General features: G+C 72.2%; 24 protein-coding genes, 6 tRNA genes and 1 pseudogene. 22 read left to right on the top strand and 9 right to left on the bottom strand.

Annotated elements, in window-relative coordinates; translation table 11 throughout:
* Window positions 1-38 precede the first annotated feature (38 nt).
* Both LIP_RS11795 and LIP_RS11790 read right to left on the bottom strand, forming a co-directional pair.
* The gene (locus tag LIP_RS11795) at window positions 39-1,133 is read right to left on the bottom strand and encodes a protein-L-isoaspartate O-methyltransferase family protein (protein ID WP_158509670.1); all 1,095 of its coding nucleotides are present in this window, start codon (window positions 1,131-1,133) and stop codon (window positions 39-41) included.
* 148 nt (window positions 1,134-1,281) lie between these two features.
* The gene (locus LIP_RS11790) at window positions 1,282-2,367 is read right to left on the bottom strand and encodes a 6-phosphofructokinase (protein ID WP_068138582.1); all 1,086 of its coding nucleotides are present in this window, start codon (window positions 2,365-2,367) and stop codon (window positions 1,282-1,284) included.
* Between the two features lie 137 nt (window positions 2,368-2,504).
* Between LIP_RS11790 and ytvI the strand changes: the two genes are divergently transcribed.
* Window positions 2,505-3,611 (top strand): sporulation integral membrane protein YtvI, encoded by a 1,107-nt coding sequence (gene ytvI, locus LIP_RS11785; RefSeq protein WP_068138579.1) that lies wholly within the window; start codon window positions 2,505-2,507, stop codon window positions 3,609-3,611.
* Window positions 3,608-4,921, top strand: a complete 1,314-nt coding sequence (locus LIP_RS17970) for an A/G-specific adenine glycosylase (protein WP_144440463.1) — start codon at window positions 3,608-3,610, stop codon at window positions 4,919-4,921. The genes ytvI and LIP_RS17970 overlap by 4 nt, the downstream gene beginning before the upstream one ends.
* On the opposite strand, the pseudogene LIP_RS19640 reads toward LIP_RS17970, so the two are convergent.
* A pseudogene (locus LIP_RS19640) lies at window positions 4,826-6,070 on the bottom strand (MFS transporter); the annotation flags it as partial. The gene LIP_RS17970 and the pseudogene LIP_RS19640 overlap by 96 nt on opposite strands.
* Before the next feature lie 238 nt (window positions 6,071-6,308).
* On the opposite strand from LIP_RS19640, the gene LIP_RS18990 reads away from it, so the two are divergent.
* The gene (locus LIP_RS18990) at window positions 6,309-6,788 is read left to right on the top strand and encodes an Hsp20/alpha crystallin family protein (protein WP_068138571.1); all 480 of its coding nucleotides are present in this window, start codon (window positions 6,309-6,311) and stop codon (window positions 6,786-6,788) included.
* Here the strand turns inward: LIP_RS18990 and LIP_RS11765 are convergent.
* On the bottom strand, window positions 6,769-7,287 hold the full coding sequence (locus LIP_RS11765; protein ID WP_068138568.1) for a flavin reductase family protein: 519 nt from the start codon (window positions 7,285-7,287) through the stop codon (window positions 6,769-6,771). The two genes, LIP_RS18990 and LIP_RS11765, sit on opposite strands and share 20 nt — an antisense overlap.
* A 167-nt stretch (window positions 7,288-7,454) precedes the next feature.
* Here LIP_RS11765 and LIP_RS11760 point away from each other — a divergent pair, with 167 nt between their 5' ends.
* Complete coding sequence (locus LIP_RS11760; protein ID WP_068138564.1) at window positions 7,455-7,643, top strand: hypothetical protein; 189 nt, start codon at window positions 7,455-7,457, stop codon at window positions 7,641-7,643.
* A gap of 27 nt (window positions 7,644-7,670) precedes the next feature.
* On the opposite strand, the gene LIP_RS11755 is transcribed toward LIP_RS11760, so the two are convergent.
* From LIP_RS11755 to ku, 4 genes are all read right to left on the bottom strand, one after another.
* The gene (locus tag LIP_RS11755; RefSeq protein ID WP_068138562.1) at window positions 7,671-9,674 is read right to left on the bottom strand and encodes a glycoside hydrolase family 15 protein; all 2,004 of its coding nucleotides are present in this window, start codon (window positions 9,672-9,674) and stop codon (window positions 7,671-7,673) included.
* Window positions 9,675-9,804: 130 nt separating this feature from the next.
* Window positions 9,805-10,776 carry a non-homologous end-joining DNA ligase gene (gene ligD, locus LIP_RS11750; protein ID WP_068138558.1) on the bottom strand — a complete coding sequence of 324 codons (972 nt, stop codon included), beginning with the start codon at window positions 10,774-10,776 and terminating at the stop codon, window positions 9,805-9,807.
* Entirely contained in the window at window positions 10,763-11,725 is a 963-nt protein-coding gene (gene ligD / locus LIP_RS11745; protein ID WP_068138555.1) for a non-homologous end-joining DNA ligase, read from the bottom strand. Before ligD (LIP_RS11745) ends, ligD (LIP_RS11750) begins: the two co-directional genes overlap by 14 nt.
* Window positions 11,725-12,516 (bottom strand): non-homologous end joining protein Ku, encoded by a 792-nt coding sequence (ku, locus tag LIP_RS11740; protein WP_068138552.1) that lies wholly within the window; start codon window positions 12,514-12,516, stop codon window positions 11,725-11,727. The genes ligD (LIP_RS11745) and ku overlap by 1 nt, the downstream gene beginning before the upstream one ends.
* 125 nt (window positions 12,517-12,641) lie before the next feature.
* On the opposite strand from ku, the gene LIP_RS11735 reads away from it, so the two are divergent.
* The 13 genes from LIP_RS11735 to LIP_RS11675 all read left to right on the top strand — a co-directional run bounded on the left by LIP_RS11735 (window position 12,642) and on the right by LIP_RS11675 (window position 19,452).
* Window positions 12,642-12,718 (top strand) — tRNA-Val (locus LIP_RS11735).
* 71 nt (window positions 12,719-12,789) lie between these two features.
* Window positions 12,790-12,866, top strand: a tRNA-Asp gene (locus LIP_RS11730).
* A gap of 3 nt (window positions 12,867-12,869) precedes the next feature.
* Window positions 12,870-12,945, top strand: a tRNA-Phe gene (locus LIP_RS11725).
* A 7-nt stretch (window positions 12,946-12,952) separates the two neighbouring features.
* Window positions 12,953-13,028 (top strand) — tRNA-Gly (locus LIP_RS11720).
* A gap of 41 nt (window positions 13,029-13,069) precedes the next feature.
* Window positions 13,070-13,145, top strand: a tRNA-Cys gene (locus LIP_RS11715).
* 8 nt (window positions 13,146-13,153) lie between these two features.
* A tRNA-Val gene (locus LIP_RS11710) sits at window positions 13,154-13,229 on the top strand.
* Between the two features lie 140 nt (window positions 13,230-13,369).
* Window positions 13,370-13,963 carry a DUF445 domain-containing protein gene (locus LIP_RS11705; protein WP_068138550.1) on the top strand — a complete coding sequence of 198 codons (594 nt, stop codon included), beginning with the start codon at window positions 13,370-13,372 and terminating at the stop codon, window positions 13,961-13,963.
* Between the two features lie 390 nt (window positions 13,964-14,353).
* Window positions 14,354-16,279 carry a threonine--tRNA ligase gene (gene thrS / locus LIP_RS11700; RefSeq protein WP_068138547.1) on the top strand — a complete coding sequence of 642 codons (1,926 nt, stop codon included), beginning with the start codon at window positions 14,354-14,356 and terminating at the stop codon, window positions 16,277-16,279.
* A 383-nt stretch (window positions 16,280-16,662) separates the two neighbouring features.
* Window positions 16,663-17,178, top strand: a complete 516-nt coding sequence (infC, locus tag LIP_RS11695) for a translation initiation factor IF-3 (protein WP_407936411.1) — start codon at window positions 16,663-16,665, stop codon at window positions 17,176-17,178.
* Between the two features lie 29 nt (window positions 17,179-17,207).
* Entirely contained in the window at window positions 17,208-17,411 is a 204-nt protein-coding gene (rpmI, locus tag LIP_RS11690; protein WP_068138542.1) for a 50S ribosomal protein L35, read from the top strand.
* 75 nt (window positions 17,412-17,486) lie between these two features.
* Window positions 17,487-17,843, top strand: coding sequence for a 50S ribosomal protein L20 (gene rplT, locus LIP_RS11685; RefSeq protein WP_068138539.1), 357 nt, complete (start codon window positions 17,487-17,489; stop codon window positions 17,841-17,843).
* A 125-nt stretch (window positions 17,844-17,968) separates the two neighbouring features.
* Complete coding sequence (locus LIP_RS20065; protein ID WP_068138536.1) at window positions 17,969-18,652, top strand: potassium channel family protein; 684 nt, start codon at window positions 17,969-17,971, stop codon at window positions 18,650-18,652.
* Window positions 18,653-18,675: 23 nt separating this feature from the next.
* Window positions 18,676-19,452 (top strand): TrmH family RNA methyltransferase, encoded by a 777-nt coding sequence (locus tag LIP_RS11675; RefSeq protein ID WP_068138534.1) that lies wholly within the window; start codon window positions 18,676-18,678, stop codon window positions 19,450-19,452.
* On the opposite strand, the gene LIP_RS11670 is transcribed toward LIP_RS11675, so the two are convergent.
* Window positions 19,436-19,966: a COG2426 family protein gene (locus LIP_RS11670; protein WP_198409522.1), complete on the bottom strand. Its 531-nt coding sequence runs from the start codon at window positions 19,964-19,966 to the stop codon at window positions 19,436-19,438. The genes LIP_RS11675 and LIP_RS11670 overlap by 17 nt on opposite strands.
* Window positions 19,967-20,137: 171 nt before the next feature.
* Here LIP_RS11670 and LIP_RS20605 point away from each other — a divergent pair, with 171 nt between their 5' ends.
* From LIP_RS20605 to LIP_RS11650, 5 genes are all read left to right on the top strand, one after another.
* Window positions 20,138-20,233, top strand: a complete 96-nt coding sequence (locus LIP_RS20605) for a YqzL family protein (RefSeq protein ID WP_082726254.1) — start codon at window positions 20,138-20,140, stop codon at window positions 20,231-20,233.
* Between the two features lie 316 nt (window positions 20,234-20,549).
* A complete protein-coding gene (pheS, locus tag LIP_RS11665; RefSeq protein WP_082726253.1) occupies window positions 20,550-21,629 on the top strand; it encodes a phenylalanine--tRNA ligase subunit alpha in 1,080 nt (359 codons plus the stop codon).
* Window positions 21,626-24,064 (top strand): phenylalanine--tRNA ligase subunit beta, encoded by a 2,439-nt coding sequence (gene pheT, locus LIP_RS11660; RefSeq protein ID WP_068138530.1) that lies wholly within the window; start codon window positions 21,626-21,628, stop codon window positions 24,062-24,064. The genes pheS and pheT overlap by 4 nt, the downstream gene beginning before the upstream one ends.
* Before the next feature lie 186 nt (window positions 24,065-24,250).
* Window positions 24,251-24,613 (top strand): cell division protein ZapA, encoded by a 363-nt coding sequence (gene zapA, locus LIP_RS11655; protein ID WP_068138527.1) that lies wholly within the window; start codon window positions 24,251-24,253, stop codon window positions 24,611-24,613.
* Window positions 24,610-25,098 (top strand): CvpA family protein, encoded by a 489-nt coding sequence (locus LIP_RS11650; protein WP_068138524.1) that lies wholly within the window; start codon window positions 24,610-24,612, stop codon window positions 25,096-25,098. The genes zapA and LIP_RS11650 overlap by 4 nt, the downstream gene beginning before the upstream one ends.
* The last annotated feature ends 9 nt before the right edge of the window (window positions 25,099-25,107 follow it).

Below are 25,107 nucleotides of genomic sequence, written 5' to 3'. Positions count from 1 at the left end.
GGCCCTTGCACCTTCTGGAAACTAAGGGGAATGCTGGTTCAGGCGAGGTGGAGCGAGATGGCCGGATCACCGGGAAGAAGCCACATGCGGGCGGGCGGGGCGGGGGGTGGACGCCCTACCCAGGCCTCGGCGACGTAATCGCCCAGCCTGGGACGCCCCAGGCGCGTCCACCGTTCCAGGAGCCACGCGAGGGTCTGCACCGGGGGACGCCGCCCCGCGGTGAGGAGGGCGCCGGGGGCCCAGGCCGCCGTGCCCCCCTCGGTCCGGATGGCCGGCACGCGCAGGCCGTCCGGCGCCAGCACCCAGGCGAACGAGCGGGGAAGCTCCAAAGCCAGGAAGAGCCCGATGTCCCACAGGTCCGCAAGGTCGGTGCCGTCGAGGCCCGGCTGCGACGCGGGCGTCAGCGGGAGGGCGGCCCCGCGCCGGCAGCAGACCGGGTCCCCGCGCAGCGGCATGAAGTGGGCGTAGAGGCCGAAGCGGCCGTGGAGGCGAACTCCTTCCCGGCGAAGCCCCAGGATCGGCGCGGAGCCTGGTTCCACCGCGAAGGGCAGGACCAGGGTACCGCCGTCCCTGAGCTGCCCGACCCATGCGCGGTGCAGGCGGCTCGCGGCCGTGACGATGATCCGATCGTAGGGAGCCTGGCCAGGCCAGCCCGCGCGGCCGTCGGCCGCGTGCACCTCCACCTGGTGGAACCCGCCCTCCTGGAGGGCGCCAGCGGCCTCGCTCGCGACAGCCTCGGAGATGTCCAGGGAGACCACCCGGCCCTCAACGCCCACCAGGAAGGCGAGGAGGGCCGCGTTGTAGCCGGTGCCGGTGCCCACCTCCAGCACCCGCTCCCCGGGCGCGGCCGCGAGGGCTTCCAGCATCACCGCCATCACCGCGGGCTCCGACGACGAGGAGACCGGAACCCCTTTCTCCAGGCGGGTCACCAGGGCCTGGTTGGTGTAGACGGCCCGGAGGAGGTCAGGGTCCGGGTCGGCGGGATCGAACCGGACGGGCGCGAAAGAAGGATCGCCTGGGAGGTAGAAGCTGCGGAGGAACCAATGCCGGGGCACCGCCGCGAAGGCGGCCACGATCCGCGGATCGGAGGTGTATCCTTCCGAGCGAAGCCAGGCGGCCAGCCTCCGGCGCAAGGCCACGACCCCTGCCGGATCCCCGGACAATAGAGCCCCTGCTCCAAGTATACACCAGAGCACCCACCCGTGGGCTAGAGCACCCAACCATGGGTTCCCCGCCGGGCCCGGGCCGAAGGGGGCCCGGGCCCGGCGGGAGGGATGCCGCCTAGCGGTCGCCGAAGCAGATGCCGATGGCCCGGGCCGCCTCCACCTCCGGGCCGTCGGGACGGACGGTACGGATGCCTGTCTCCACCTGGTCCAGCGGGACCGCCTGGATGGTTCCCTGTCGCAGGGCCACCAGGTTGCCATAGCGGCCTTCCAGGGCCAACTCCCCCGCAGCCACGCCCAGCCGGGTGGCCAGCATGCGGTCGTAGGGGGAAGGGCTGCCCCCGCGCTGGATGTGACCCAGGATGGTCACCCGGGTCTCGATGCCCGTCTTCTCCTCGATGAGCTCACCCACCAGCTGGCCGATGCCGCCCAGGCGGATCTGCTCGTGGCTGTCCGGCACCCGGCGCTGAACGACGCGCTCGCCCTCGGGGGTGAGGGTACCCTCGGCCACCACCACCACGCTGAAGAGACGCCCCCGGGCCCGGCGCTCCAGGATCTTGCGCGCGACCACGTCCGGATCCCAGCGGATCTCCGGGATGAGGATGACGTCGGCCCCGCCGGAAAGGCCGGTGTAGAGGGCGATCCACCCCGCGTAGCGTCCCATCAGCTCGAGCACCATCACCCGGTGGTGCGACTCGGCCGTGGTGTGCAGCTTGTCCAGGGCATCGGTGGCCGTCCGCACCGCCGTATCGAAGCCGAAGGTCTGGTCGGTGGAGGGCAGGTCGTTGTCGATGGTCTTGGGGACGCAGATGGCCTTGAGCCCCACCTTCTCGATGAGCTTGCGGGTGACGGCCATGGTGCCGTCGCCGCCGATCGCGATGAGGCCCTGAACGTCCAGCCGCTGCAGGTTGTCGGCCACCTGCTGGGAGAGGTCCCGGCGTACGACCCGCCCATCCTCCTCCACGGGGAAGTCCGATGGGTCGTAGCGGTTGTCGGTCCCCAGGACGGTTCCGCCCCGGGGAAGGAGCCCCGCCGTCTCCTCGGGGCCCAGCATGAGGAAGTCGTTCTCCACCGCCCCCCGGTAACCGTTGCGGAAGCCGACCACTTCCCAGCCCCGCTGGTCGGCCGTCTTGGCCACGGCCCGGATCACGGCGTTGATGCCCGGGCAGTCGCCGCCCGCGCTGAGGATCGCCAGTCTCGACATGGTTTCACCCACCCCGCTTGAGGTCGTGGTACTGTTCTCGACGTCCTCACGATCTCCTTCGTTTCCCCGCTGGAAGGTGTCGCGCGCGCCGGGGGCGAACCCTGTCCCTCGTCCGGGAGCGACCCGGCCGGAGGGGGATGGCGGTGCGGCCTATCTGGATCGTCGCGCTGGTGGTGGGCGCCTGGTACGTCTTCGGAGCCCGGCTGATCGTGGCCCTGGCTCCCTTCGTGCTGGCCGCGGTGGCCAGCGCCGTCCTCCACCCCCTGGTCCGCCGGCTGAGCGGGGGCCTGCGCCTTCCCCGGCCCCTGGCCGTCCTGCTCAGCCTCACCCTGGTGCTCCTGGTGATGGGCGGGCTCACCGCCGGCCTGGCCCTGCTGGTGGCGGCCCAGGTGAACGATGCCCTCCAAAGCTTCCCCCTTTACCAGGAGATCCTGCAGCAGCAGCTGGACCGGCTCCTGGCGTGGGTGAACCACTGGTACGTCCTGCTGCCGCCCACGGTGATCGAGCTGGCCCGGGAGAACACCCAGAGCGTCCTGGGTGCCCTGGAGTCGGCGTTCTTCAGCGCCGGCCAGGCGCTCTTGGGGCTGGTGACGGCCGTCCCCGTCATCCTGGGGGTGCTGGCGGTGGCCCTCATCGCCACCTACTTCGTCAGCCGCGACTGGGACCTGGTGAAGGCGGCCGTCCTGCGCCTGATCCCCCGGCGGCATCGCCAGCTCCTGCGCGAGGTCCCCGCCCGGCTCTGGGCGGATGCGCTCCGCTACGTGCGGGCCCAGCTCGTCCTGATCGCGATCACCACGGGGGTCTCCATGGCCGGGCTCCTGGTGATCGGGGTCAACCAGTGGCTGGTTCTGGGTCTGGTGGGGGGCATGCTGGACGTCCTGCCGGTCCTGGGTCCGGGGCTTCTCTACGTGCCCTGGGGTCTCTACGCGCTCTTGACCGGGGAGGTGGGTCTGGGCGCGGGCGTCGTGGTCCTCTACCTGGTGGCCAGCGGGGTGCGCCAGATGGTGGAGGCCCGGGTGGTGGGGGAGTCTCTGGGCGTCCACCCCCTTCTCACCCTGGCCGGGCTCTACCTCTCGGCCACCCTTTTCGGGCTGGCGGGTTTCCTCCTGGCCCCGCTCCTGATCGTGCTGGGCAAGGCGGCCTGGGAGTCGGGGCTGATTCCGTGGTTCAGCCGGGTGGCGGCGAGCGCCGAGGGCGGAGAACCGCCGACCGGGGTTCCGCCCGCCGGGGGCGGGGCGGGGTGAGGCGTGCCCGGGCGGATGCGGGGCCGGCCGGGGCTTCAGGCGCTTCCTCGCCTCAAGCCCCGCCCCTGGCCCGCGCGGCCGTCCAGGACCCGGACCGTTGGCGGGCCGCCCTGTGGGACCACCTGCTCGCGTGGTACCGGGCAAGCCGGCGCGACCTCCCCTGGCGGTCCACCCGGGATCCTTACCGCGTCTGGCTTTCGGAAGTGATGCTCCAGCAGACCCAGGTGGAGACGGTCGTCCCCTACTACCATCGCTTCCTCGAGCGCTTTCCGGACCTGGCTTCCCTGGCCGCCAGCGGCGAGGTGGACGTCCTGAAAGCCTGGGAGGGCCTCGGCTTCTACCGGCGCGCCCGGCTCTTCCGGAGCGCCGCCGCAGAGCTGGCCGCCGAGGGACGGGGTGTACCGGACGATCCGGAGCGGTTCCGCCGCCTGCCCGGCGTGGGCCCCTACACCGCCGGGGCCGTCATGAGCATCGCTTTTGGCCACCGCCTACCGGCCGTGGACGGCAACGCCGTACGGGTGCTCTCCCGGTGGGCCGCACTGGAGGCGGCGCCCGGCGCGCCGGGTGCCCGGGCGGCGGTGGACGCGCTCGCCGCCTGGCTGGTCCCCGGGGAGGCGCCCGGAGAGTGGAACCAGGCGATCATGGAGCTGGGAGCCCGGGTCTGTCTTCCGGGCGGAAGCGCCGCCTGCTCCGCGTGTCCCGTGGAGCGGTTCTGCCGGGCGCGGGAGGCGGGCCTGGTCCACCGGATCCCGCCGCCCCGCCGGCGGGCCCCCGTGCGCGAGGTAGAGCTGGTCCTGGCGCTGATCTGCCGGGACGGCCGGGTGCTGGTGCGGCGCCGGCCCGCGGAAGGCCTGCTGGCAGGCTTCTGGGAGCTGCCCGGGATCGAGGCGGACCCCGGCGACCGCCCGCCCCAGGAGGCGCTGGCCCGGGCCCTGGAGGGGCTCCTGGGCCAGCCGGTCCGGGTGGGGGCCGAGCGGCTCGCATACGTCCACCGTTTCTCCCACCGTCTCTGGCGGGTCCGCCTCTTGGAAGGCTTCGTGGGCGAGGGGCCGGCCGGCCGCGGCGCCGAGGGCCCGGGGGAAGACCTGGCATGGGTGGAGGGCTCCCGGCTAGGCACGCTCCCGGTGGCGGCCGCCCACCGGCCGGCCATGGAGCTCGCGCGCCAGGAGGCCCACCAGCGCCACCATCAGCAGCAGGACACCTTCCAGGGTGAGGAAGCCCGCTCGCAGGCCCACCCGGTCTCCCAGGAAGCCGATCCAGAGGGGGAAGAGGCTCGAGCCCAGGGCGGCCATGGCCATGAGCAGGCCTGAGATGGTGCCCGATCGCCCCGGGTGGCGCTCGGCCGCCAGGGCCAGGGTGGTGCCCCACAGGCCGGCCGCGAAGAAGCCAGCCAGCGCCACCGAGGCGGCGCCGGCGGGGGTGCGCGCCAGGAGCGCCGCCGGCAGGAGGGCCGCGGCGCCCGCCGCCTCCAGAAGCAGGGTTCGCACGTAGCCCAGGCGCTCCACCACCAGGGAGGTGGCCAGGCGTCCCAGGGCCACCCCCACGAAGAATCCTGTGAGCACGTCGCCGGCCGTGGCCGCGTCGGCCCCCACCGCCTCGTGCAGGTAGGCGGCCCACCAGTTCCCCACGCTGGCCTCCAGGGCCACGTAAGCCAGCAGGATCGTCCCCATCAGCCAGAGAGCCCGGTCGCTCAGGAGCTCCGCCACACCGGCCCACCCGGGGTGCCCGGCGGCGGGGTCGGATCCGGCCGGCCCCCGGCCTGGGGACGGGGGCGTGCGACGGCCCCCGGGACCATGCCGCAGCGACGGCTCGCCGGGAAGAGGGCCGTGGACCAGGGAGCGGGCGAGGAAGAGCAGGCTCAGCAGCGCCGTGACCCCATACGCCGACGCCCGCGCCGCGGGGCCGGCCAGACCGGCGGAGAAGAGTCGCGCCACCAGGAAGGGGGCCGCCAGCGCTCCGGTGCTGAAGATCACGTTCAGGCGGTTCAGGGCCGCCGCCCGGCCGGAGGGCGCCAGGTCGCTCACCAGGGCGTTGCCCGTGCCGTCCATCGCGCCGAAGCCCGCACCCAGGACCGCGAAGGCTGCGAGGAGGAGCCCGAAACGGGCCGCCGCCCCGACCCCCGCGGCTCCCGCCAGGAGGAGCAGGGCCGCCCAGGCCAGCACCCGTCGCTTGCCGGCCCGGTCGGCCGCAGGGCCGCCCACCAGCAGCCCCACGATGGACGCGAGGAACTGCGCGGTGATGAGGAGGCCGGCCTGGGCGTGGGTGAGACCGAGCTGGTCCCGCACGCCCACCAGCAGGGGCCCGAAGACGGTGCTCAGCATGCCGATGGTGAAGTAGCCGAGGTACGCGGTCCGGATCCACGCAGCCGCGTGCGCCCTTGGGACGTCGCTGGCTCTGATGCCTGCTTCCACGCTCTCCGCTCCCTGCCGGCCGGTTCCGGGGCCGGGCGCCCCGCCCATGGCCCTGCGGGCACAGGCGCCCCATGGGACCTCGCCGGGAAGAGGTACCAGGGAACACTATACCTTACAGGCCGCGGGAGGGCCAGCCCCGAGCGGGGCCCGCGTGGCAGGCGGGCGGTCCGGGAAGCCTTCTGGCCGGAGACCTTGTCTCCCCGGGCCCCAGGGGCGTAAGATCAGGATGGGAGCGGGTGCATCCACCCTGCGGCCAGGATCGACATCGACGGGAGGCGAAGGCAAGATGTCGCTGAGCGCATGGGATCCCAGGCGGCGGTGGGGCCGCCGCTGGGGTCGCCCGTGGAACGAGATCGAGCGGTGGCGCGACGAGCTGGAGCACGTGATGGAGAACCTCATGGCGCCCCTGGAGGAGCGGAGCGACCTCTTCTTCCGGGGCTGGCGACCCGACGCCGACGTGGTCGAGCGGGACGACGCCTACGTCATCCGGCTGGACCTGCCCGGCATCCGCCGGGAGGACCTGAACGTCGAGGTCCAGGAGGATCGGGTGATCATCTCGGGCGAGCGGCGGGGCGAGGTCCGGGAGGAGCGGGACCAGTTCGTCCGCTCCGAGCGGTATGCCGGCCGCTTTCGCCGGATCCTGCCGCTGCCGGGCGACGCGGACGCCGAGAACGTGCGGGCGCTGCTGCGGAACGGGGTGCTGGAGGTGACGGTCCCCAAGGTGCCCGGGAAGCAGGGGCGGCAGGTCACCATCGAGGGGGAGTGACCCCCGGGCCGGCTTCGTCCAGGGCGCCCAGGGCGTGGTAGCCTCCGGCGTAGTAGAGGAGGGGCCGGGCGTCGCCGGTCTGGCGGGCCTCCAGCACCTCGCCCACGAAGATGACGTGGTCTCCGGCCGCGTGGCTCTGGTAGAGCCGGCAGTCCAGCCGCACCGCCGCCTCCTCCAGCAGGGGCGTGCCGGTGACGGCGGTCACCAGGTGGAAGGCCGGCGGGGGACCGTCCTGGGTCCCGGTGCGGCCGGCGAACCGGTCCGACAGGGGGGCCTGGTCCTCCTGGAGGATGTTCACGCCGAAGGCGCCGAAATGGGGAATACGGCTGCAGGTGCGGGCCCGGCGGTCGACGCAGACCAGCACCAGCGGCGGTTCCAGCGAGACCGAGGCGAAGGCGTTGGCGGTCATGCCGTGAAAGTCCTGGGGGGTTCCGGTGGTGACCACGGTCACCCCCGTGGCGAAGCGGCCGAGGGCACGCCGGAAGGTGTGGGGATCCAAGGGGGGTCGGCTCCTTTCGTGGCTTCGCGCCCCTGCCTGCCTCATTCTATCACCGCGAGGAGCCCAGGGGTACCGGCGGACGGGCGGTAAGGGCCTGGTCTTGGCAGCGGGTTCCGGCACGCCGGTCCGGGGAATAGAATCTGACGTGACCGTCGCGAGGGAGGCGGGTGGCCGCGGTGCCGATCATCGACGAGCAGGTGCGCCTGGGGCCGGGAACCCTCCGGTGTTTCCGGACTCAGGACCATGCCCGGCTGGAGCGGGGGCGTCTGCACCGCTTCGTTACCGTGGAGGAGCGAACCTTCGAGCTGGTCGACCTGCAGTTCCGGGTGCAGCTTGAGTACCGGCGGTCCGCCTGACCCTCGGGGCTCCCGGGGCATCCCCTCCTAAGCCTGGGCGCTCCCCTGATCCGGGGGGGCGCCCTCGAGCCACAGGGCTGCGGCGGCCTGAGCGGGCAGGTCGAAGCGCGCCCCCTGGTGGACCAGGTTCCGGAAGGTCAACGAGTCCAGCGACGCCGGGCGAGGCTTGAGGGTGCGTCCTTCGAGGTCCGCAAAGCCCAGGAGGTAGTGGAGGTAGCTGGACTGGGAGAGGCTGGGCATGGCCAGGCCCCGGGGCAGGTCGTGGGTGTACATCATCTCCGGCAGGAGGCCGCAGTGGCTCGCGAAGGAGAGGGCCTGGGCGGCCACCTGCCAGGAGCGCTCCAGGTTCTCCAGCGGCAGGTGCGCCTCGGCCAGCGCGAAGGTGTAGAAGACCCACGGTTTCAGGTCCCCCTCCTCGGTGACCAGCTCCTCGTGGCGCCAGACACCGCCCAGGAAGGGGTCGGTGAGCCGGGCCTCCACGGCCGTTACCGTGGGCCGGGCCACCTCCAGGTCCGGCAAGAGCGGGAAGTGCCGGAAGAAGAGGAGCGCGGACGCGTCCAGGCGGGGGCTTTCCAGGGAGCGGACCAGGGCACCGTCGCGCCGAGTCTGCAGCAGCCGGTCGGTGAGGGCGGCGGCCGCAGCGCGCAGCTCGGTCGCCTCCGCCGCCGACGGCAGCGCCTCCAGCATCCCGGCCGCCTCCAGCAAGCCCCAGGCGGAGATCCCCGTGCTCCAGGTCATGTGCTCGTAAGCGCGGCCCAGGTGCGGCCCGAAGACCTCCGAGATCCCCGCACAGGGGGCCATCATGCCTGTCCCGTCCCGGTGGGCCAGGATCCAACGGGCCAGGTACCGGATCCACGGCGCGAACTCCGCCAGGAAGGCCCTGTCTCCGCTGTGGCGCCAGTGCGTGGCCAGGGCGGCCAGGAGCAGCCCCGCCGAGTCGTTCTCCACCGTGTGGTCGGTGGGGAGCTTCATGGTGCCGTTGTAAGCGAAGTAGAGGTAGCCGTCGCCCCGCTCCCGCACCAGAGCGCGCAGCGCCCGCAGGATGCGGAGGCTCTCGTCCAGGTGGCCCGTCGCGGCCAGGGCCCGTGCGATCCAGACGCTGTCGCGCACCCACACGTTGCCCTGGTAGGGCCGGAAGCCCACCAGGACAGGCAGACCGTCCTCCTGCAGGCTGGTGCGCAGCAGGCTGAGGGAGACCCGCCAGAGGTGATCCAGCCATGGCGTGCCCGTCTCCACCAGGGTGCCGGAGGCGAGCCAACCGTGCCACTCGTCCCGGGTCTCGGCCAGGAGGCAGTCGGGGGAGGCGAGGACCTGCTTCACGGCGGCGATGGCCTCGGCCCGGCTGCGCCCGTAGGCCAGCACCAGGTAGACGGGGCGGGAGAAGGTGCGCCTGGGCACCTCCTGCTCGCAGCGGAAGATGACGTGGGTGGGGGTGGAGCCGTGCTGGCCGCTGGTGAACCGCCGGTCGTTCACCACGTCCGCGATGAGCCCGGCGCCCGAATCCACCGCCCCCTTGCACGTCACCGCGAGCCATCCCGTCTCCGAGAGGCGCGAGAGGTAGAGGTGGGCCCCCAGGCGCGAGGCGTTCTTCAGCTGGATCACCGGGTGGATCACCACCTGCGAGCCGTTCCCCCGGACGGTCCGCACCTGGAAGCGCCGCACCACCGCGTCGACCCTCCGGGGAACCCAGGTGAGGCTCTCCACCGCGGTGTTTCCCTTGTGGGAGAGCACCCGGTAGAGGCCCAACCCCTCCACGAACTCCGTCTCGTCGATGGAGACCACTTCGCCCAGCTGGCCCGAGGCCTCACGCACCACTCCGAAGGGATCGTACCAGATCTTCTCTGCTCGGTCCTTCACCAGGACCGTGTTGCCCTCGTCCCCCAGGCTCGCGGACGAGAGGTCGAAGTCGGGGTAGAAGACCTGCTTCAACCGGTCCACGGGGCGGTAGCTCTCGTACTGGTCCAGCCAGACCAGCACCCGGCCGTTGCCCAGAGGCACGTGGTTGTCTGGGTTCATGCCGACGAAGTACACGGGTGAGGCCTCCTCGCGCTCCCAGGGGAGGGTTGGGCTCGAACGGCTCATGGGATTCATGGCAGGCGGATCCATTTCCTGCCCAGCCCGCCCGCTCGGGGCTCGAGGCATCAGGGCGCGGTTCGCCCGCTCACACCCGGGCGGGCGCCTCCTCCCGCTCGGGGAGAGCATCGGGCGCGAGCAGCCGCAGCGCCTCGTCGAGGGAGGCGGGCTCTGAGAGGAGCGGGGCGAAGAGGTCCCCCGTGCCGGCGAGCCGGGCCGGCATCTCCCGCAGGTAGAGGGGCCGGTGGCCCGGCTGGGCCAGCTCCTCCCAGGTGACCGGCGTGGAGACCGGGGCGCCCGGGAGCGGGCGCGGCGCGTAGGGGGCGACGATGGTCTTCCCCTTCAGGTTCTGCAGGTGGTCCACGTAGACCCTGCCGGCCCGCCGGCGCACCAGGCGCTCCTGGGTGACCCGGTCGGGGGCGAGCCGGGCCACGAGCCGGCCCAGCTCCTCCACGAAGCGGCGGGTGGTCCGGTAGGTGTAGCGCCCCGGCACCAGCGCCAGGTAGACGTGGATGCCGCTGGCCCCCGAGTACTTGGGGTACCCCCGGAGGCCCAGCTCCTGCAGGCCTCGGCGGACCACCTGCGCCACCCGGCGGCTCTCCTCCAGGCCCGAGGGCGGGTCCGGATCCAGGTCGAAGACAAGGCGATCCGGGTGATCGGGCGCGGTGGTGCGCGAGAGCCAGGGGTGGATCTCCAGGGCCGCGACCTGGGCGAGCCAGGCCAGGTCCGACGGCGAGCGGGCCACCAGGTAAGGGATGAGGCCGCCTTCCTCGTCGGCCACGGGGAAGCGTTCGAGCCAGGCGGGCGCGGTCTCGGGAGTCCGCTTCTGGTAGAAGGCCTTGCCCTCGATCCCGTCCGGGTACCGGGTCAGGGAGAGGGGGCGGCCCTCCAGGTGGGGAAGCAGCGCCGGGGCCACCTCGAGCAGGTAGCGGGCGAACTCGCGCTTGGTGATGCCTCCCTGGGACGCGGGGTGGGTGTCCGGCCAGAGGAGCTTCCGGGGATGGGTCAGGCGAACCCGGCGCCCTCCCGCCTCCAGCTCGACGGCCTCAGCCACGGTCATCCCTCAGCTCCTCGGGCGCCTTGTCGGGCCGGAGGCCCTTGAGGCTCGGGTGGCGGAGGAGCCCGGCCGACGTGACCTCCAGGTACTCCACCTCCACCACCAGCCGGGGCGTCACCCAGAGGGTGCCGACCTCGGGGGGCGGCCCGAAGTGCGCCCCGCGGGGGAGCGGCAGGGGGACGGGCGCCCGGGGGGTGCGCCATCGCTCCAGGAGCGGCAGGAGCTGCCGTCCCAGGCGGGGGGAGAGGCCGCTGGCCACGTGGCCCGCATAGCGCCAGCCATCCCCCTGCGGGCGGGCGATGGCGAGCGAACGGACCTCGCCCGCCTGCTGCGTGTATCCCACCACGGCGGCCTCCAGCCCGGGCCGGCGCCGGATCTTGAGCCAGTCGGGCGAACGACGCCCGGGGCGGTAGGGGCTGGCCAGGCGCTTGGCCATCACGCCCTCCAACCCCCGGGCGGAGGCCGCCTCCAGCAACCGGCGGCCCGCGGCCGGCAGGGGCGCGGACAGGTGCACCGGGGCCCTGGCCGCGACCTGGGCGAGAAGCTCCTCCAGCGCGCGCCGCCGCTCCTCCAGCGGCCGATCCATCTGCGGCCGGCCCTTCAGGTAGAGGAGGTCGAAGACCACCAGGCTGGCAGGCGGCGCCCCGGGAACGGGCCCATGCCGGGCGAGGCGCTCCTGCAGCGCGTGGATGGCGGGGCGTGCCCCCTCCAGTACCACCAGCTCCCCGTCCAGGATCAGCGGCTGGCCCTGGGGCAACCAGCGGTCCAGGCCGGCCAGCTCGGGGAAGGCCTCGTTGAGCAGGTGGCCCCGGCGGCTGAGGAGGCGCGTTCCCTCCTCCAGGTAGGCCAGACAGCGGAAGCCGTCCCACTTCACCTCGTAGAGGTAGTCGGGGGACGACAGAGGCTCGCCGGGGCTGGCCAGCATGGGCCGCAGGAGCGGGAGCGCGCCCATCAGTTTCCCCTTCCCGCCGGCTCCGGCTCCAGCTCCTGCAGGCTCTTCTCCAGGGCGGAAAGGAGGTCCGAGACGGCCGGCTCCGCCTCTCGCGCGGCCGGCCGCACCGCCTCCTCACCCTGGAGCTTCCGCCGGAGCAACTCGTCGAAGGCCTCCTGCCACCGATTGGGGAAGTCGGCGGGGCGGAAGGGCTGGGTCATCTGGTCCACCAGGTGGAGGGCCAGCTCCTTCTCGCGGGGCTCGGGCGCCTCGCCGGGCGCCAGGGCCAGCCCCTCCGGGGAGCGGATCTCGGCCGCCTCGTAGAGGGTGTGGAGCCTGAGGATCCCCGCGCGGCTGGCCACCGCCGCCAGCCACTCCCGGGAGCGGAGCAGCACCCGGGCCAGCCCCGCTCGGGTGGACTCCTCCAGCACTTGGCTCAGGAGACGGTACGCCCGCCCGCCGCCCTCCGACGGTTCGACGTAGTACCCCTTCTGGTAGTAGAGGGGATCGATCTCGGTCATGGGCACGAAGCTCAAGAGCCGGATGGTGTGGGCCGAGGGAACGGGAAGTTCGTCCAGGTCCCGGTCTTCCACGGTGACGAAGGAGCCTGGGGCGAGCTCGTAGCCCCGGACGATCTCCTCCCCTTCCAGCTCCTTCCCGCACGCGGGACAGGTCCGCCGGTACTCGACGGGCGTGTGGCACTCCCGGTGGAGGAGACGGAAGTGGGGCCTGCGCTCCTGGGTGGCGGGGTAGAGCTTGACGGGGATGTGCAGCAAGCCGAAGCTGATGGCACCCTTCCAGATGCTGCGCACGGGCCGACCCTCCCGGAGCTAGTCTGAACCGGCGAGGCGACTGGCTCGCAGGAAGGGGCTGGACGGCCCGAGGGCGCTCCCCTTATAATGAGCACGCGGTCGGTGAACCGGATCAGGGCTCGCGGGCGGGGTTAGCTCAGCTGGTCAGAGCGCTACCCTTACAAGGTAGAAGTCGGGGGTTCGAGCCCCTCACCCCGCACCAGAACGCGTGGTTCCCCCCGTTGACCGCCGGGGGGAGCCATGCTATAATGGCCTTCGCTGGCTTGGTGACGTGGAGCCGTGGTGTAGCTGGTTAACACGCCGGCCTGTCACGCCGGAGATCGCGGGTTCGAGTCCCGTCGGTTCCGCCATACGCCAAGGTAGCTCAGTTGGTAGAGCACGGGACTGAAAATCCCGGTGTCCCCGGTTCGATTCCGGGCCTTGGCACCAGGAGCGGGCGGGCGTAGCTCAGTTGGTAGAGCACAACCTTGCCATGGTTGGGGTCGCGGGTTCGAGTCCCGTCGCCCGCTCCAGTTTCGTCGTTCACGGCGGCGGCAGCGTTCCGGAGACGCGGGGCGGCATAGCCAAGTGGCTAAGGCGGGGGTCTGCAAAACCCCTATTCCCCGGTTCGAATCCGGGTGCCGCCTCCATCTCTTCTGGGAAGGTAGCTCAGCTGGTAGAGCACGTGCTTGACGTGCACGGGGTCCAGGGTTCGAGTCCCTGCCTTCCCACCAGGGCACCGCAGAGGCGGTGCCCTTCTGTGTGTGCCGGCCCGCGGGGTCCGCGCCCCGGTGCCGGGCGGCCGCGCGCCTGAGCAGACGCTCCAGCGCGGCCGGGAGGCGGCGGGGCGGAAAGGGGGCAGGCGAAGGTGGCCATGTGGATCCTCCTTCCCCTGGCGGGGGCGCTGATCGGCTGGATCACCAACCTGCTGGCGGTGCGGATGATCTTCCGCCCCCGTGACCCGGTGCGCATTCCTCTCCTGGGGATGCGGGTCCAGGGGCTGCTGCCCAAGCGCCAGGCGGACCTGGCCCGCAGCGTGGGCGAGGTGGTGGAGCGGGACCTGCTGCCCGTCGACGAGCTTCTGGCCCTCCTCGAGCTGGACCGCTACCGGGAGCAGGTGCTGGAGCACGTGGTCGGCCAGGTGGACGAGCGGTTGGCCAACGGCTGGTCCCGGTACCTCCCCGAATCGATCCGGCGGGGCCTTGTCACCTACGCCCGTTCCACCGCGGCCCGCGAGACGGCCCTGGTGCTGGACGAGGTGGGGGTGCGCCTGACCGAGGACCTGCGGAGCCGGGTGAAGCTCGCCCCCCTGGTGGAGAGCCAGATGGCGCGCCTGCGCACCGATGAGCTCGAGCGCCTCCTCTGGCAGGTGGCCGGCCACGAGTTCCGCTGGATCGAGTACCTGGGCGCCATCCTGGGCTTCGCCATCGGCCTGGGGCAGGCGGCGGTGCTCGCCGCGCTGCGGTGACGGCCGGAACGGCTTGACACCCCGCGAGCAGCCGGCCTATAATGCGAGCACAGCCGATGAACGATCGTGCGGCGATGAAGAGGCGAGTAGGCCGGAAGGGCCGTTCAGAGAGGGTGCCTCAGGCTGCAAGGCACCCCGGCCGCCCGGACCGAAGACCCCCTCGGAGCCCCCGTCGAAGCCCGCGGGACCGGGTGCGCGAGGGCCGGACCCCGGGGAGAAGCCGGGCGGCCGCGGCCCGATAGCGCCGCAGCGAGTGGGTGTGGGCCTCTGGGCCCATGCCAACGAAGGTGGAACCGCGAGGGTCTTCTCTCGTCCTTTGGGACGAGGGCTTTTTTTGTTTGCGGGGGCGGAAGGCCCGTCCCGTGACGCTCGGATCCGGAGGTGGCAGGCGTGGCAAAGGCAGAGATTCAGCCGGTGGAGCTCTCCATCACCCTGGCCGACGGCTCGGTCCGGCGGTACCCGGCGGGGGTCACGCCCCGGCAGGTGGCCGAGGAGCTCGGTGAGCAGGCAGGTCAAGTGATCTGTGCCCGATTCGAGGGTGAGCTGGTCGACCTGGACCGGCCGCTGGAGGCGAGCGGTCGCCTGGAGCTGGTGGACCCCGACAGCGACGACGGGCTGGAGGTGCTGCGCCACTCCACCGCCCACCTGATGGCCCAGGCACTGAAACGGCTCCACCCGGACGCGCAGCTGGCCATCGGCCCTCCGGTGGAGAACGGCTTCTACTACGACGTGGACCTGGACCGCAGCCTCACCCCCGAGGATCTCGCGCACATCGAAGAGGAGATGCGGCGCGTCGTGGCCGAGGACCTGCCCATCGAGCGGGAGGTGCTGCCCGCCGGCGAGGCCCGCCGGCTCTTCCAGGAACGGGGCGAAGGGTACAAGCTCGAGATCCTGGATGAGATCCAGGACCCCACGGTGAGCGTCTACCGCCAGGGTGAGTTCGTCGACCTCTGCCGCGGCCCGCACGTGCCCTCCACCGGTCGCCACCGGGCCTTCAAGCTGCTCAACGTGGCCGGCGCCTACTGGCGGGGCGATGCCTCCAACAAGCAGCTCCAGCGGCTTTACGGAACCGCCTTCCCCCGGCAGGAGCAGCTGGAGGCGTACCTGAAGCTCCTGGAGGAGGCCGAGCGACGGGACCACCGGCGGCTGGGCCGCGAGCTGGACCTCTTCAGCCTCCACGAGGAGGGTCCCGGCTTCCCCTTCCTCCACCCCAAGGGGATGGTGATCCGAAACGAGTTGGAGACGTTCTGGCGGGAAGAGCACGTCCGCCGGGGGTACCAGGAGATCCGGACGCCCATCATCCTCAGCCAGGAGCTCTGGCTTCGCTCGGGGCACTGGGACCACTACCGGGAGAACATGTACTTCACCCAGATCGACGAGCGCCCCTTCGCCGTGAAGCCCATGAACTGCCCGGGCCACATCCTGCTCTACCGGGAGGGCGTGAAGAGCTACCGCGACCTGCCGCTCCGGTACTGCGAGCTGGGGCTGGTGCACCGCCACGAGCTCTCGGGGGTGCTCCACGGCCTCCTGCGGGTGCGAGCCTTCACCCAGGACGACGCCCACCTCTTCGTGCGTCCGGACCAGATCCAGCAGGAGGTGGAGGGGGTCCTGGACCTGATGGACCGCATCTACTCGGTCTTCGGCTTCAGCTACCAGGTGGAGCTCTCCACCCGGCCCGAGAACTCCATCGGCACCGACGCGATGTGGGAGCAGGCCACCCGCGCCCTCGCCGGCGCGCTCGAGGCCCAGGGCCGCCCCTACAAGGTGAACGAGGGGGACGGCGCCTTCTACGGTCCCAAGATCGACTTCCACCTGCGGGACTCCATCGGGCGGACCTGGCAGTGCGGCACGGTGCAGGTGGACTTCGCGATGCCCGAGCGCTTCGAGCTGGAGTACGTGGGCTCCGACGGCTCCCGGCACCGGCCGGTGATGGTCCACCGTGCCATCTACGGCTCCCTGGAGCGCTTCATGGGCATTCTCATCGAGCACTTCGCCGGCGCCTTCCCCCTCTGGCTCGCCCCGGTGCAGGCGGTGGTGCTGCCCGTGGCCGGCGCCCACGCCGCGTACGCCCGCCAGGTGCGGGACCAACTGCGGGAGGCAGGGCTGCGGGCCGAGCTCGACGACCGGGAGGAGAAGCTCGGCTACCGGATCCGCCAGGCCGAAGTCCGAAAGGTGCCCTACATGCTGGTGACCGGCGGCCGCGAGGCCGAGTCCGGCCAGGTGGCCGTGCGCCGCCGCGGTGAGCACGAGCAGCACTCCGAACCCGTCGAGTCCCTCATCGCCCGCCTGAGGGAGGAGGCAGCCGCCCGAAGGTAGCCACGCAGCCCGCAGGCTCCCGCCCGGCAGCGCGCTGTGGCCGCCTCCGGCCGGCGCCCGCTCGAACCACCCACCCAGCGCCGCCAGCCCCTCCCCGGCGACCTCACGGGCTGGCGGAGCCAGGAGGGCGGAGCCAGGCCCGTGCAGAGCGAGCGAAGGCCTGGAGGGCCGAAGCGAGCGCTCGCCGGGGAGGGGCTGGCGGCGCGGTCGATGGCCGAAGCGAGTGCCCGCCGGGGAGGACCTTGCGGCGCGTCCCAGCGGTGTGATATACTCAGGCAGGCCGCCACCGTGCGGCCCGTCGCCGTTGCGACGACATCTTCTAGGGGTGGTGACGGTCTATCAGCAGGGAGTTGCGCCAGAACCGGCAGATCCGCGCGCGCGAGGTGCGTGTCATCGGACCCGACGGGAGTCAGCTCGGCATCATGAGCACACGCGATGCGCTCAGGCTTGCGGAGGAGCAGGACCAGGACCTGGTGGAGGTCGCTCCCAACGCAACGCCGCCGGTTTGCCGGATCATGGACTTCGGGCGCTTCCGCTACGAGCAGCAGAAGCGTGAGCGGGAGAACCGCAAGCGCCAGAAGACGGTAACCATCAAGGAAGTGCGGATGAGCCCGAAGATCGAGGATCACGATTTCGAGGTGAAGAGCCGCAACGCCCAGCGCTTTCTCCAGTCAGGCGACAAGGTCAAGATCAGCGTCCGGTTTCGAGGCCGCGAGATCGTCCACTCGGACCTGGTGCGGAACATGCTCAACCAGCTTGCGGAACAGCTGGGCGAGCACGGTCAGGTGGAGCTGAAGCCCCGTCTCGAGGGGCGGCACATGATCATGATGCTGGCGCCCAAACCCGGCAACAGCGCTCCCGTTCAGAAGCCCGGTGCCGGCGCTCCCGTCCAGCAGTAGGGGCCTGGGCGGGGCCGAGGAGGATCGGCATGGCCAAGGTCAAGATGAAGACGCATCGGGGCGCCGCCAAGCGCTTCCACATGACGGCGCGCGGCAAGCTCCGCCACAAGAAGGCCTTTCGGAGCCACCTTCTGGAGCACAAGCCCATGGATCGCAAGCGCGACCTCCGGCAGGGCGGGACCGTCGACGGCGGGGACGCGCGGCGCCTGCAGAAGCTTTTGCCCTATCAATGAGCACGCACGGCCGCGGGGCGGGCAGGGCGCCCCGGAGCACGTGGGCCGCGGATCGTCGCAGGAAGGGGTAAGAGGATGGCACGGGTCAAGGGAGGGCCGGTGACGCGTCGTCGCCGGAAGCGGGTGTTGAAGCAGGCCAAGGGGTACTGGGGCCGCAAGAGCACGCTCTTCCGCTCCGCGAAGCAGGCGGTGATGAAGTCCCTGACCTACGCCTACCGCGACCGGCGCAACCGCAAGCGCGACTTCCGGCGCCTGTGGATCGCCCGGATCAACGCGGGGGCGCGGCTGAACGGGCTCACCTACAGCCAGCTGATGGACGGGCTGCGCAAGGCGGGCGTGGAGATGGACCGAAAGGTCCTGGCCGACCTGGCCATGAACGACGCAGCCGCCTTCGCGAAGCTGAGCGAGACCGCCCGCGCGGCAAGGGCCTAGGCGCCGCCGGGCGCGTGGCGGGCATGGACCCTTCGCGGCACGGGACGTTCACCAACGGCATCCAGCAGGGGCTCCGGACCGCTCGGCCCGGGGTTTCTTTTTGCGCTCGGGGAGGTTAGGCGGAGATGCTGCGCCGGAGGGTGCGGAAGGCGAAGCAGGTGGCCGTCATCGGCCTGGGCGACTTTGGTTACACCATGGCCGTGGAGCTCTACCAGCTCGGGCACGAGGTCCTGGCCCTCGACAAGGACGAGGAGAAGGTCCAGGACATCACCGAGTACGTGACCCATGCGGCCGTCTGCGACGCCACCGACGAGGAGCAGCTCCGGAACCTGGGGCTGGGCAACTTCGAGCTGGCCGTGGTGGCCATCGGGAGGATCGAGGACAGCATCCTGGCCGTCTCCTGCCTCCAGGACCTGAACGTCCCCAAGGTGGTGGCCAAGGGGACGAGCCGGGCCCACAGCCTGGTCCTGGAGCGCCTGGGCGTCGACCAGGTGGTGCACCCCGAGGCCGACATGGCCCGCCGGGTGGCGCGCAACCTCACCTTCCCGCACCTGCGGGAGATCCTGGAGCTGCAGGCCAACTACGCGGTGGGCGACCTGATGGTGCCCGACTCCTTCGTGGGGCAGACCCTCTCCGAGCTGGATCTGCGCCGCCGCTACCAGGTCTCGGTACTGGCGGTGCACCGTCCGGGTAAGGAGACGGAGACGCTGCCCGGGGGGAACTATCGGTTCGAGAAGGGGGACATCATCATCCTGATCGGCCGGGAGGAGGACATGGAACGGCTGGAGGAGGAGCAGGCGATCGGCTGATCGAGAGCCCCGACAACCCTCTGGTGCGGGCGGCCCGGGCCCTCCTGACGCCCCACGGCCGCCGCAAGGCGCGGGCCTCCCTGGTCGAAGGACGGCGGCTGGTGGAGGAAGCGCTCCGGCAGGGGGCGGTGCTGGAGCGGTGCTTCTACCGCGACGAGGCGGTGGACGCCACGCTTCTCCGCGCTCTGAAGCAGGCGGGTTGCCAGCTCCACCCGGTGGCGCACCGGGTTCTCCGGACCCTTTCCGAGACGGCCACGCCCCAGGGCGTGGTGGCGGTGGTGCGGCGGCGGCCCTGGTCCCTCGAGTCGCTGCTGGAGGCACCGGAGCCGTTCGTGCTGGTGCTGGACGGCATCCAGGAACCGGGGAACGTGGGCACGCTGCTGCGGGCCGGGTGGGCTTCGGCGGTGAGCGGCGCGGTCTTCTTCCCCGGAACCGCCGACCCCTACCAGACCAAGGCGCTCCGTGCCTCAGCCGGAGCCCTCTTCCGCCTCCCCCACCTGTGGGCGCCCGAGCCGGAAGCGCTTCTGCAGACGCTGCAGGGCGCGGGCCTCTCCCTCTGGGTGGCCGAGGCCGCCCAGGGCCCTTCCCCCGATCAGGCCGACCTGACCGGCCCGGGGGCGCTCATCCTGGGCAGCGAGGCCCGGGGCGCCTCGCCGGTCTCGAGGCGGATGGCCCGGCCGTTGACCATCCCCATGCCCGGAGGAGCCGAGTCGCTCAACGTGGCCATGGCCGGCGCCATCCTGCTCTACGAGCGGGTGCGCCAGCAGGGGCGGAGGAGGGGCGCTACATCAGGCTCCTGACGCCTGCCAGCACCCCCGTGCTCACCAGGGTCACGACCATGCCCGCGAGAACCACGCCCGCGGCCACGGCCCCGAACGCCCGGTTCGCGGGGAGGCCCAGGAGAAAGGCCAGGGCTGTGCCCGAGTAGGCTCCCGTGCCCGGGAGCGGCACCGCCACGAAGAGCGCCAGTCCCCACGTGCCGTGGCGGGCGATGAGGGGTTGCCCGCGCCGCCGGGCCCTCTCCACCAGGGCGCGGACGAAGGTCCGCGACAGCCAGCGGTCGTAGAGAAGCGCGAGGGCGGCGTAGGTGGGCACGAAGACGAGCACGTTGGCCGCCACGGCCACCAGGGCCACGCCGTACCAGGGCAGGTTCCAGGCCAACCCCAGCGGGATGCTTCCCCGGAGCTCGATCCAGGGCACCAAGGTCACGCCCACCAGCATCGCCCACCGGCTCACCGTCGCCACCACGCTCCTGGCTTCCAGAGGTCGGCCCTCGCCGGACCGCACAGACTCGAAGCTTCGGCGGGAGGTCACCTTCACCCTTCTGAGGGTCGCGCGCGCCGCACCGGGGTGTCCCCGGGCGCGCCAGCCGGCTCCGGGAACGCCTGAGAATGGAAAGCCGGTTCTGGAGCCTTTCCTTGCCCGGCCCTGAAGGATGGTGGTATAATGGGGCCGTCCACAGCGGGTCAGGAAAGGTGATGCCGGGTGCTCGCCGCCGATTTCTTCTGGAGGCTCTTCGAACGAACCGGGTCCATCGCCGCCTATCTGCTGTACCGGCAATCGAAGGCGATGGCCAACTAGCCACGCCCCAAGGGCGATGACGGAGAGAGTAGCCCGGAGAGCGTCCCCGCCAGGGAGGGAGGGCCAGCGACTGGAAGCCCCCCGGGGAGGCGCCGGAGCGAAGTTCACTCCCGAGCCGGCCGCTGAAGGCCGCGGAGCAGCGTTCCCGCGGGCTGGGTAGGCGGCGCCGGATGCCCGCCCGTTATGCGGGTCGGGGTTCGTCCCCGGCAAAGGGAGCCGCGCGCGCGGCTAACCAGGGTGGTACCGCGGAAGCCATCTTTCGTCCTTGGACGGGAGGTGGCCTTTTTCGTTTGCATGTGTCGAGGGAGGGAGTGCCGTGGACCTGGAGGTCCGTTCGATTCAGGAAGAAGCCCTGGCCCAGGTGGACCGGGCCGGGAGCCTGGACGACCTGGATCGGGTGCGGGTGGCCTACCTGGGCCGGAAGGGGAGGCTTACCCAGCTTCTCCGCAGCATGGGTGACCTGCCCCCCGAGGAGCGCCCCCGCCGGGGCGCCGAGGTGAACGAGGCGAAGAAGGCGCTGGAGGCCGCGCTGGGGTCGCGCGGCCGGCTGCTGGCCGAAGCCGAGGAAGCCCGCCGGCTGGAGGCCGAGCGGCTGGACGTGAGCCTGCCCGGCTGGCGGCCCCCTGCAGGGCACCGCCACCCGGTCAACCTGGCCCTGGACGAGATCCTGCGCTTCTTCACCGGCCTGGGCTTCGAGACGGTGGAAGGACCCGAGGTGGAGACCGACTACTACAACTTCGAGGCCCTGAACATCCCACCCGAGCACCCGGCCCGGGACATGCAGGACACCTTCTACCTTCCCGGCGGGCTGCTCCTGCGCACCCACACCTCCCCCGTGCAGGTGCACACCATGGAGGCGCGGCGCCCGCCGGTGCGGGTGGTGGTGCCGGGCAAGGTCTACCGGCGCGACGCGGACGCCACCCACTCGCCCATGTTCCACCAGGTGGAGGGCCTCCTGGTGGACCGGTCCGTGAGCCTGGGCGACCTGAAGGGCACCCTGGTCGCCTTCGCCCGCGCCCTCTTCGGGCCGGACCGGAGGGTGCGCTTCCGCCCCAGCTACTTCCCCTTCACCGAACCCAGTGCGGAGATGGACATCTCTTGCTGGGCCTGCGGGGGCGAGGGCTGCCGCCTCTGCGGGGGCGAAGGCTGGCTGGAGATCCTGGGGTCGGGCATGGTTCACCCCCGGGTGCTGGAGATGGTGGGCTACGACCCCGGGCAGGTGAGCGGCTTCGCCTTCGGCATGGGGGTGGAGCGGGTCGCCATGCTCAAGTACGGCGTGGAGGACATCCGGCTCTTCTACGACAACGACCTGCGCTTCCTGGCCTCCTTCCCCGACCGCCTGGTGGAACCGGCCAGGCCAGGGATCCCCGAGCTGCACGAGGAGGTGGCGCCATGAGGCTTCCTCTGGACTGGATGGCCGAGTACGTGGACGTGGCGGAGCCCATCGAGTCCGTCGCCCGGCGGCTGACCGCGGCCGGACCCAAGGTGGAGGGCGTTCACCGGGCGCCTGCAGGCGTGCTGGAACAGGTTCGGGTGGCCCGCATCCTGGAGGCCCGCCCCCACCCCGGCTCGGACCACCTGTGGGTCTGCCAGGTGGAGGCCGGCGACGGGCGCCGCCAGGTGGTGAGCGGCGCGCCCAACACCCGGGAGGGCATCCGGGTGCCTTACGCCCCGCCAGGGACCCGACTGCCGGAGACCGACGGGCGGGGCGGGGGCGCGCGCGAAGGGGCCCCTGCGACCCGGACGGTGGAGGTGCGGGAGGTCCGCGGGGTGCGCTCGGAGGGGATGCTCTGCTCCCAGGCGGAGCTGGGTGTGGGGCCGGATGCCTCGGGGCTCTGGATCCTGCCCGGGCGCCCGCCGGAGGGCCTTGCCCTCGCGGACGCGCTCCCCCTGGCCGGGCAAGTGCTGGAGTTCGAGATCTACCCCAACCGCCCCGATTGCCTGAGCGTGCTGGGCCTCGCCCGGGAGTGGCACGCCGTCTCGGGCGCGCCCCTGCGCGAGCCCCGCATCCGGCTGGAGGAAGGGCCCTCCCCGGTGGAGGAGCGGGTGGAGGTGATCGTGGAGGCGCCGGACCTTTGCCCGCGCTACGCGGCGCGGGTGGTGGAGGGGGTGCGGATCGCCCCATCGCCGCCGTGGATGCAGGAGCGGCTCCTACAGGCGGGCATGCGGCCCATCAACAACGTGGTGGACGTGACCAACTACGTGATGCTCGAGATGGGCCAACCCCTCCATGCCTTCGACGCCGATCGGGTGCGGGCGGGGTCGGGCGGGAAGGCGGCCCTGGTGGTCCGCCGGGCCCGGGAGGGAGAGCGGATCGTCACCCTGGACGGGGCCGAGCGGAGCCTCACCCCGGAGATGCTCCTGATCGCCGGGCGGTGCCAGCCCCTGGTGATCGCAGGCATCATGGGCGGCGAAGAGGCCGAGGTGCACCCGGGGACCAGCGAGGTGGTGCTCGAGTCCGCCCACTTCCACGGGCCGTCCATTCGCCGGACCTCCCGCCTGCTGGGGCTCCGCTCCGAGTCGTCCCTCCGCTTCGAGAAGGGCTTGGACCCTGACCTGGTGCCCCTGGCCCTCGACCGGGCGGCCGCCCTCGTGGCCGAGCTGGCGGGCGGGCGCGTCGCCAGGGGCCGCATCGACGTCTACCCGGTCCCGAAAGAACGGGCGTGGGTCTCCCTCTCGGCCGAGAGGGTCAACCGGCTCCTGGGGACCCGCCTGGCGCCGGAGGAGATGGCCGCCAGCCTGCGGGCGCTGGACTTCGAGGTGCGGGAGGCGCCCGGCGGGCTTCGGGCCCGCGCCCCCGTGGGCCGGGTGGACGTGGAGCGGGAGGCCGACCTGGTGGAGGAGATCGGCCGCCTGTACGGCTACGACCGCATCGAGCCCACCATTCCCGCCAGCACCCAGGTGGGCGGCCCTGGCACGACCTACCACGGGCGCGATCGCATCCGCGACGTGCTGGTGGCCGCGGGCTTGAGCGAGGCCGTCACCTACAGCTTCGTCGACCCCGAGGACCTGCGCCGCCTGGAGGTTCCCGAAGAGGACTGGCTCCGCCTGGAGAACCCCCTCTCCCGGGAGCAGTCGGTGATGCGCGGCAGCCTCCTGCCCGGCCTGATCCTGGCCGCCCGGCTCAACCTTAGCCGGTCCCAGTACGGGGAGGAGGGCGGGGTGGCCCTCTTCGAGCTGGGGCGCGTCTTCCACCGGGAGGCACCCGAGGAGGAGCGCCTGGGCCTCCTTTTGACGGGACGCCATCCGGTCCGCTCGTGGCAGGGGCGGCGCGACGTCCACTTCTTCGACCTCAAGGGACTGCTGGAGGCGGTCGCGGACCTGTTGGGCGTGGCCCTGGTGCTGGAGCCCGACGCCGGCTACCCCTACCACCCCGGCCAATCCGCCCGCTGGGTACTGGACGGCAGCCTCATCGGCCGGCTGGGCGCCCTCCACCCCCGGGCCCAGCAGCGCTTCGACCTGGCGGGCCGCTGGCCCCGGCCCATCTATGCGGCCGAGGTGAGGGTGGCGCCTCTCGTTGGGCTCGCGGGTCCACCCCTGGCCCGGACGCCCTCCACCTTCCCCAGCGTCACCCGCGACCTGGCGCTCCTGGTGCCCCGCGAGCTGCCAGCGGCCCGGGTCACCGAGACGGTACGGGAGGCCGGTGGGCCGCTTCTGGAAAGCCTCGAGCTCTTCGACCGCTACCAGGGCGAGCAGGTGGGAGGCGGCCGGGTCAGCCTGGCGTACCGCCTGAGCTTCCGGGCCGACCGGACCCTCACCGACGCCGAGGTGAACGACCGGATTCGGGCGATCCTGGACGCCCTGGAAGGGGTGGGTGTACGCGTGCGGTGAGTCCGACCGCGCGAGCGGGCGCGTTCCCCGGAGAGGGGGTGCGGCCGCCTGGCAGGGAGCCCGGGACGCGACGTGTAATCTGTAGGCAGGGTGCCCGCGGAGCCTGGGGCCGGCCCGGGTGGGAAGGGTCGGAAGCCCGCCGGAAGGCCCCATGGATCCGGGAGGCGCGGGAAGGGAGGGCGTCCGGTGGCTCAGGCGAACCCCCCCCAGGGCCGAGACCCGCACCAGCAGCGGGTGCAGGTTCGCATCGGGGGCGAGGAGTTCTGGCTGAAGGGCGACGCACCCCGTGCCCACCTGGAGCGCCTTGCGGTCCGGGTGGACGCGGTGCTCCAGTCGGTGCTGGCGCACGATCCCTCCATGCCCCGGTACCGTGCCGCGATCCTGGCCGCGATCCACCTGGCCCACGAGCTCGAAGCCCGGGACGCGGAGGCCGAGGTGGCGGCCGCGGTTCCCGGCGGGCGCAGGGCCGGCTCGGTCGACGGGCAGCGATCCCTCTCCGATCCGGCTGGGGAGGTCGGACCCGCCGGCGGCGAGGGAGGAGGGGCGTGAACACCCTGGACGCCGCAGGCGTCGCCCTTCTGGCTGCCGCCATGCTGCGGGGGATGGTGCGCGGCTTCGGCCGGGAGATGCGGGGTCTGGGGGGCATCCTGGTGGCCGTGCTCGTGGCCCTCAAGGCGCGGGTTCCCCTGGGGGCGTGGCTGGCTGCGCGGGTGGGCGCCCAGGTGCCCCTGTGGATCTGGGAGGCGGCGGCCTTCCTGGTCCTGATGCTGCTGGTGTCGGGGCTGGTGGCCGCCGCGACCGCCCGCGTGGGGGAGCGACCGACGAGCCAGGGGGCGGTCCTGGCCGACGTGACCGGCGGCGGCGTGGTGGGCCTCGTAGAAGGGTGGCTCCTCTTCTCGGCAGGCGTGGCGCTCCTGCTCCAGTGGTCCGGGCCCGAGCTGGTCGGGCTCCTGGGAGGCTCGGACCTGGCTCGGCTCGCCTTTCGCTTCCTCCCTGCCCTGCACCGTTTCCTGAGCGGATCGAACGTCCTCTGAGGCCGCGGC

Source organism: Limnochorda pilosa (assembly GCF_001544015.1).
Taxonomy (GTDB): domain Bacteria; phylum Bacillota; class Limnochordia; order Limnochordales; family Limnochordaceae; genus Limnochorda; species Limnochorda pilosa.
This window is presented reverse-complemented; position numbering and strand designations above follow the sequence as displayed.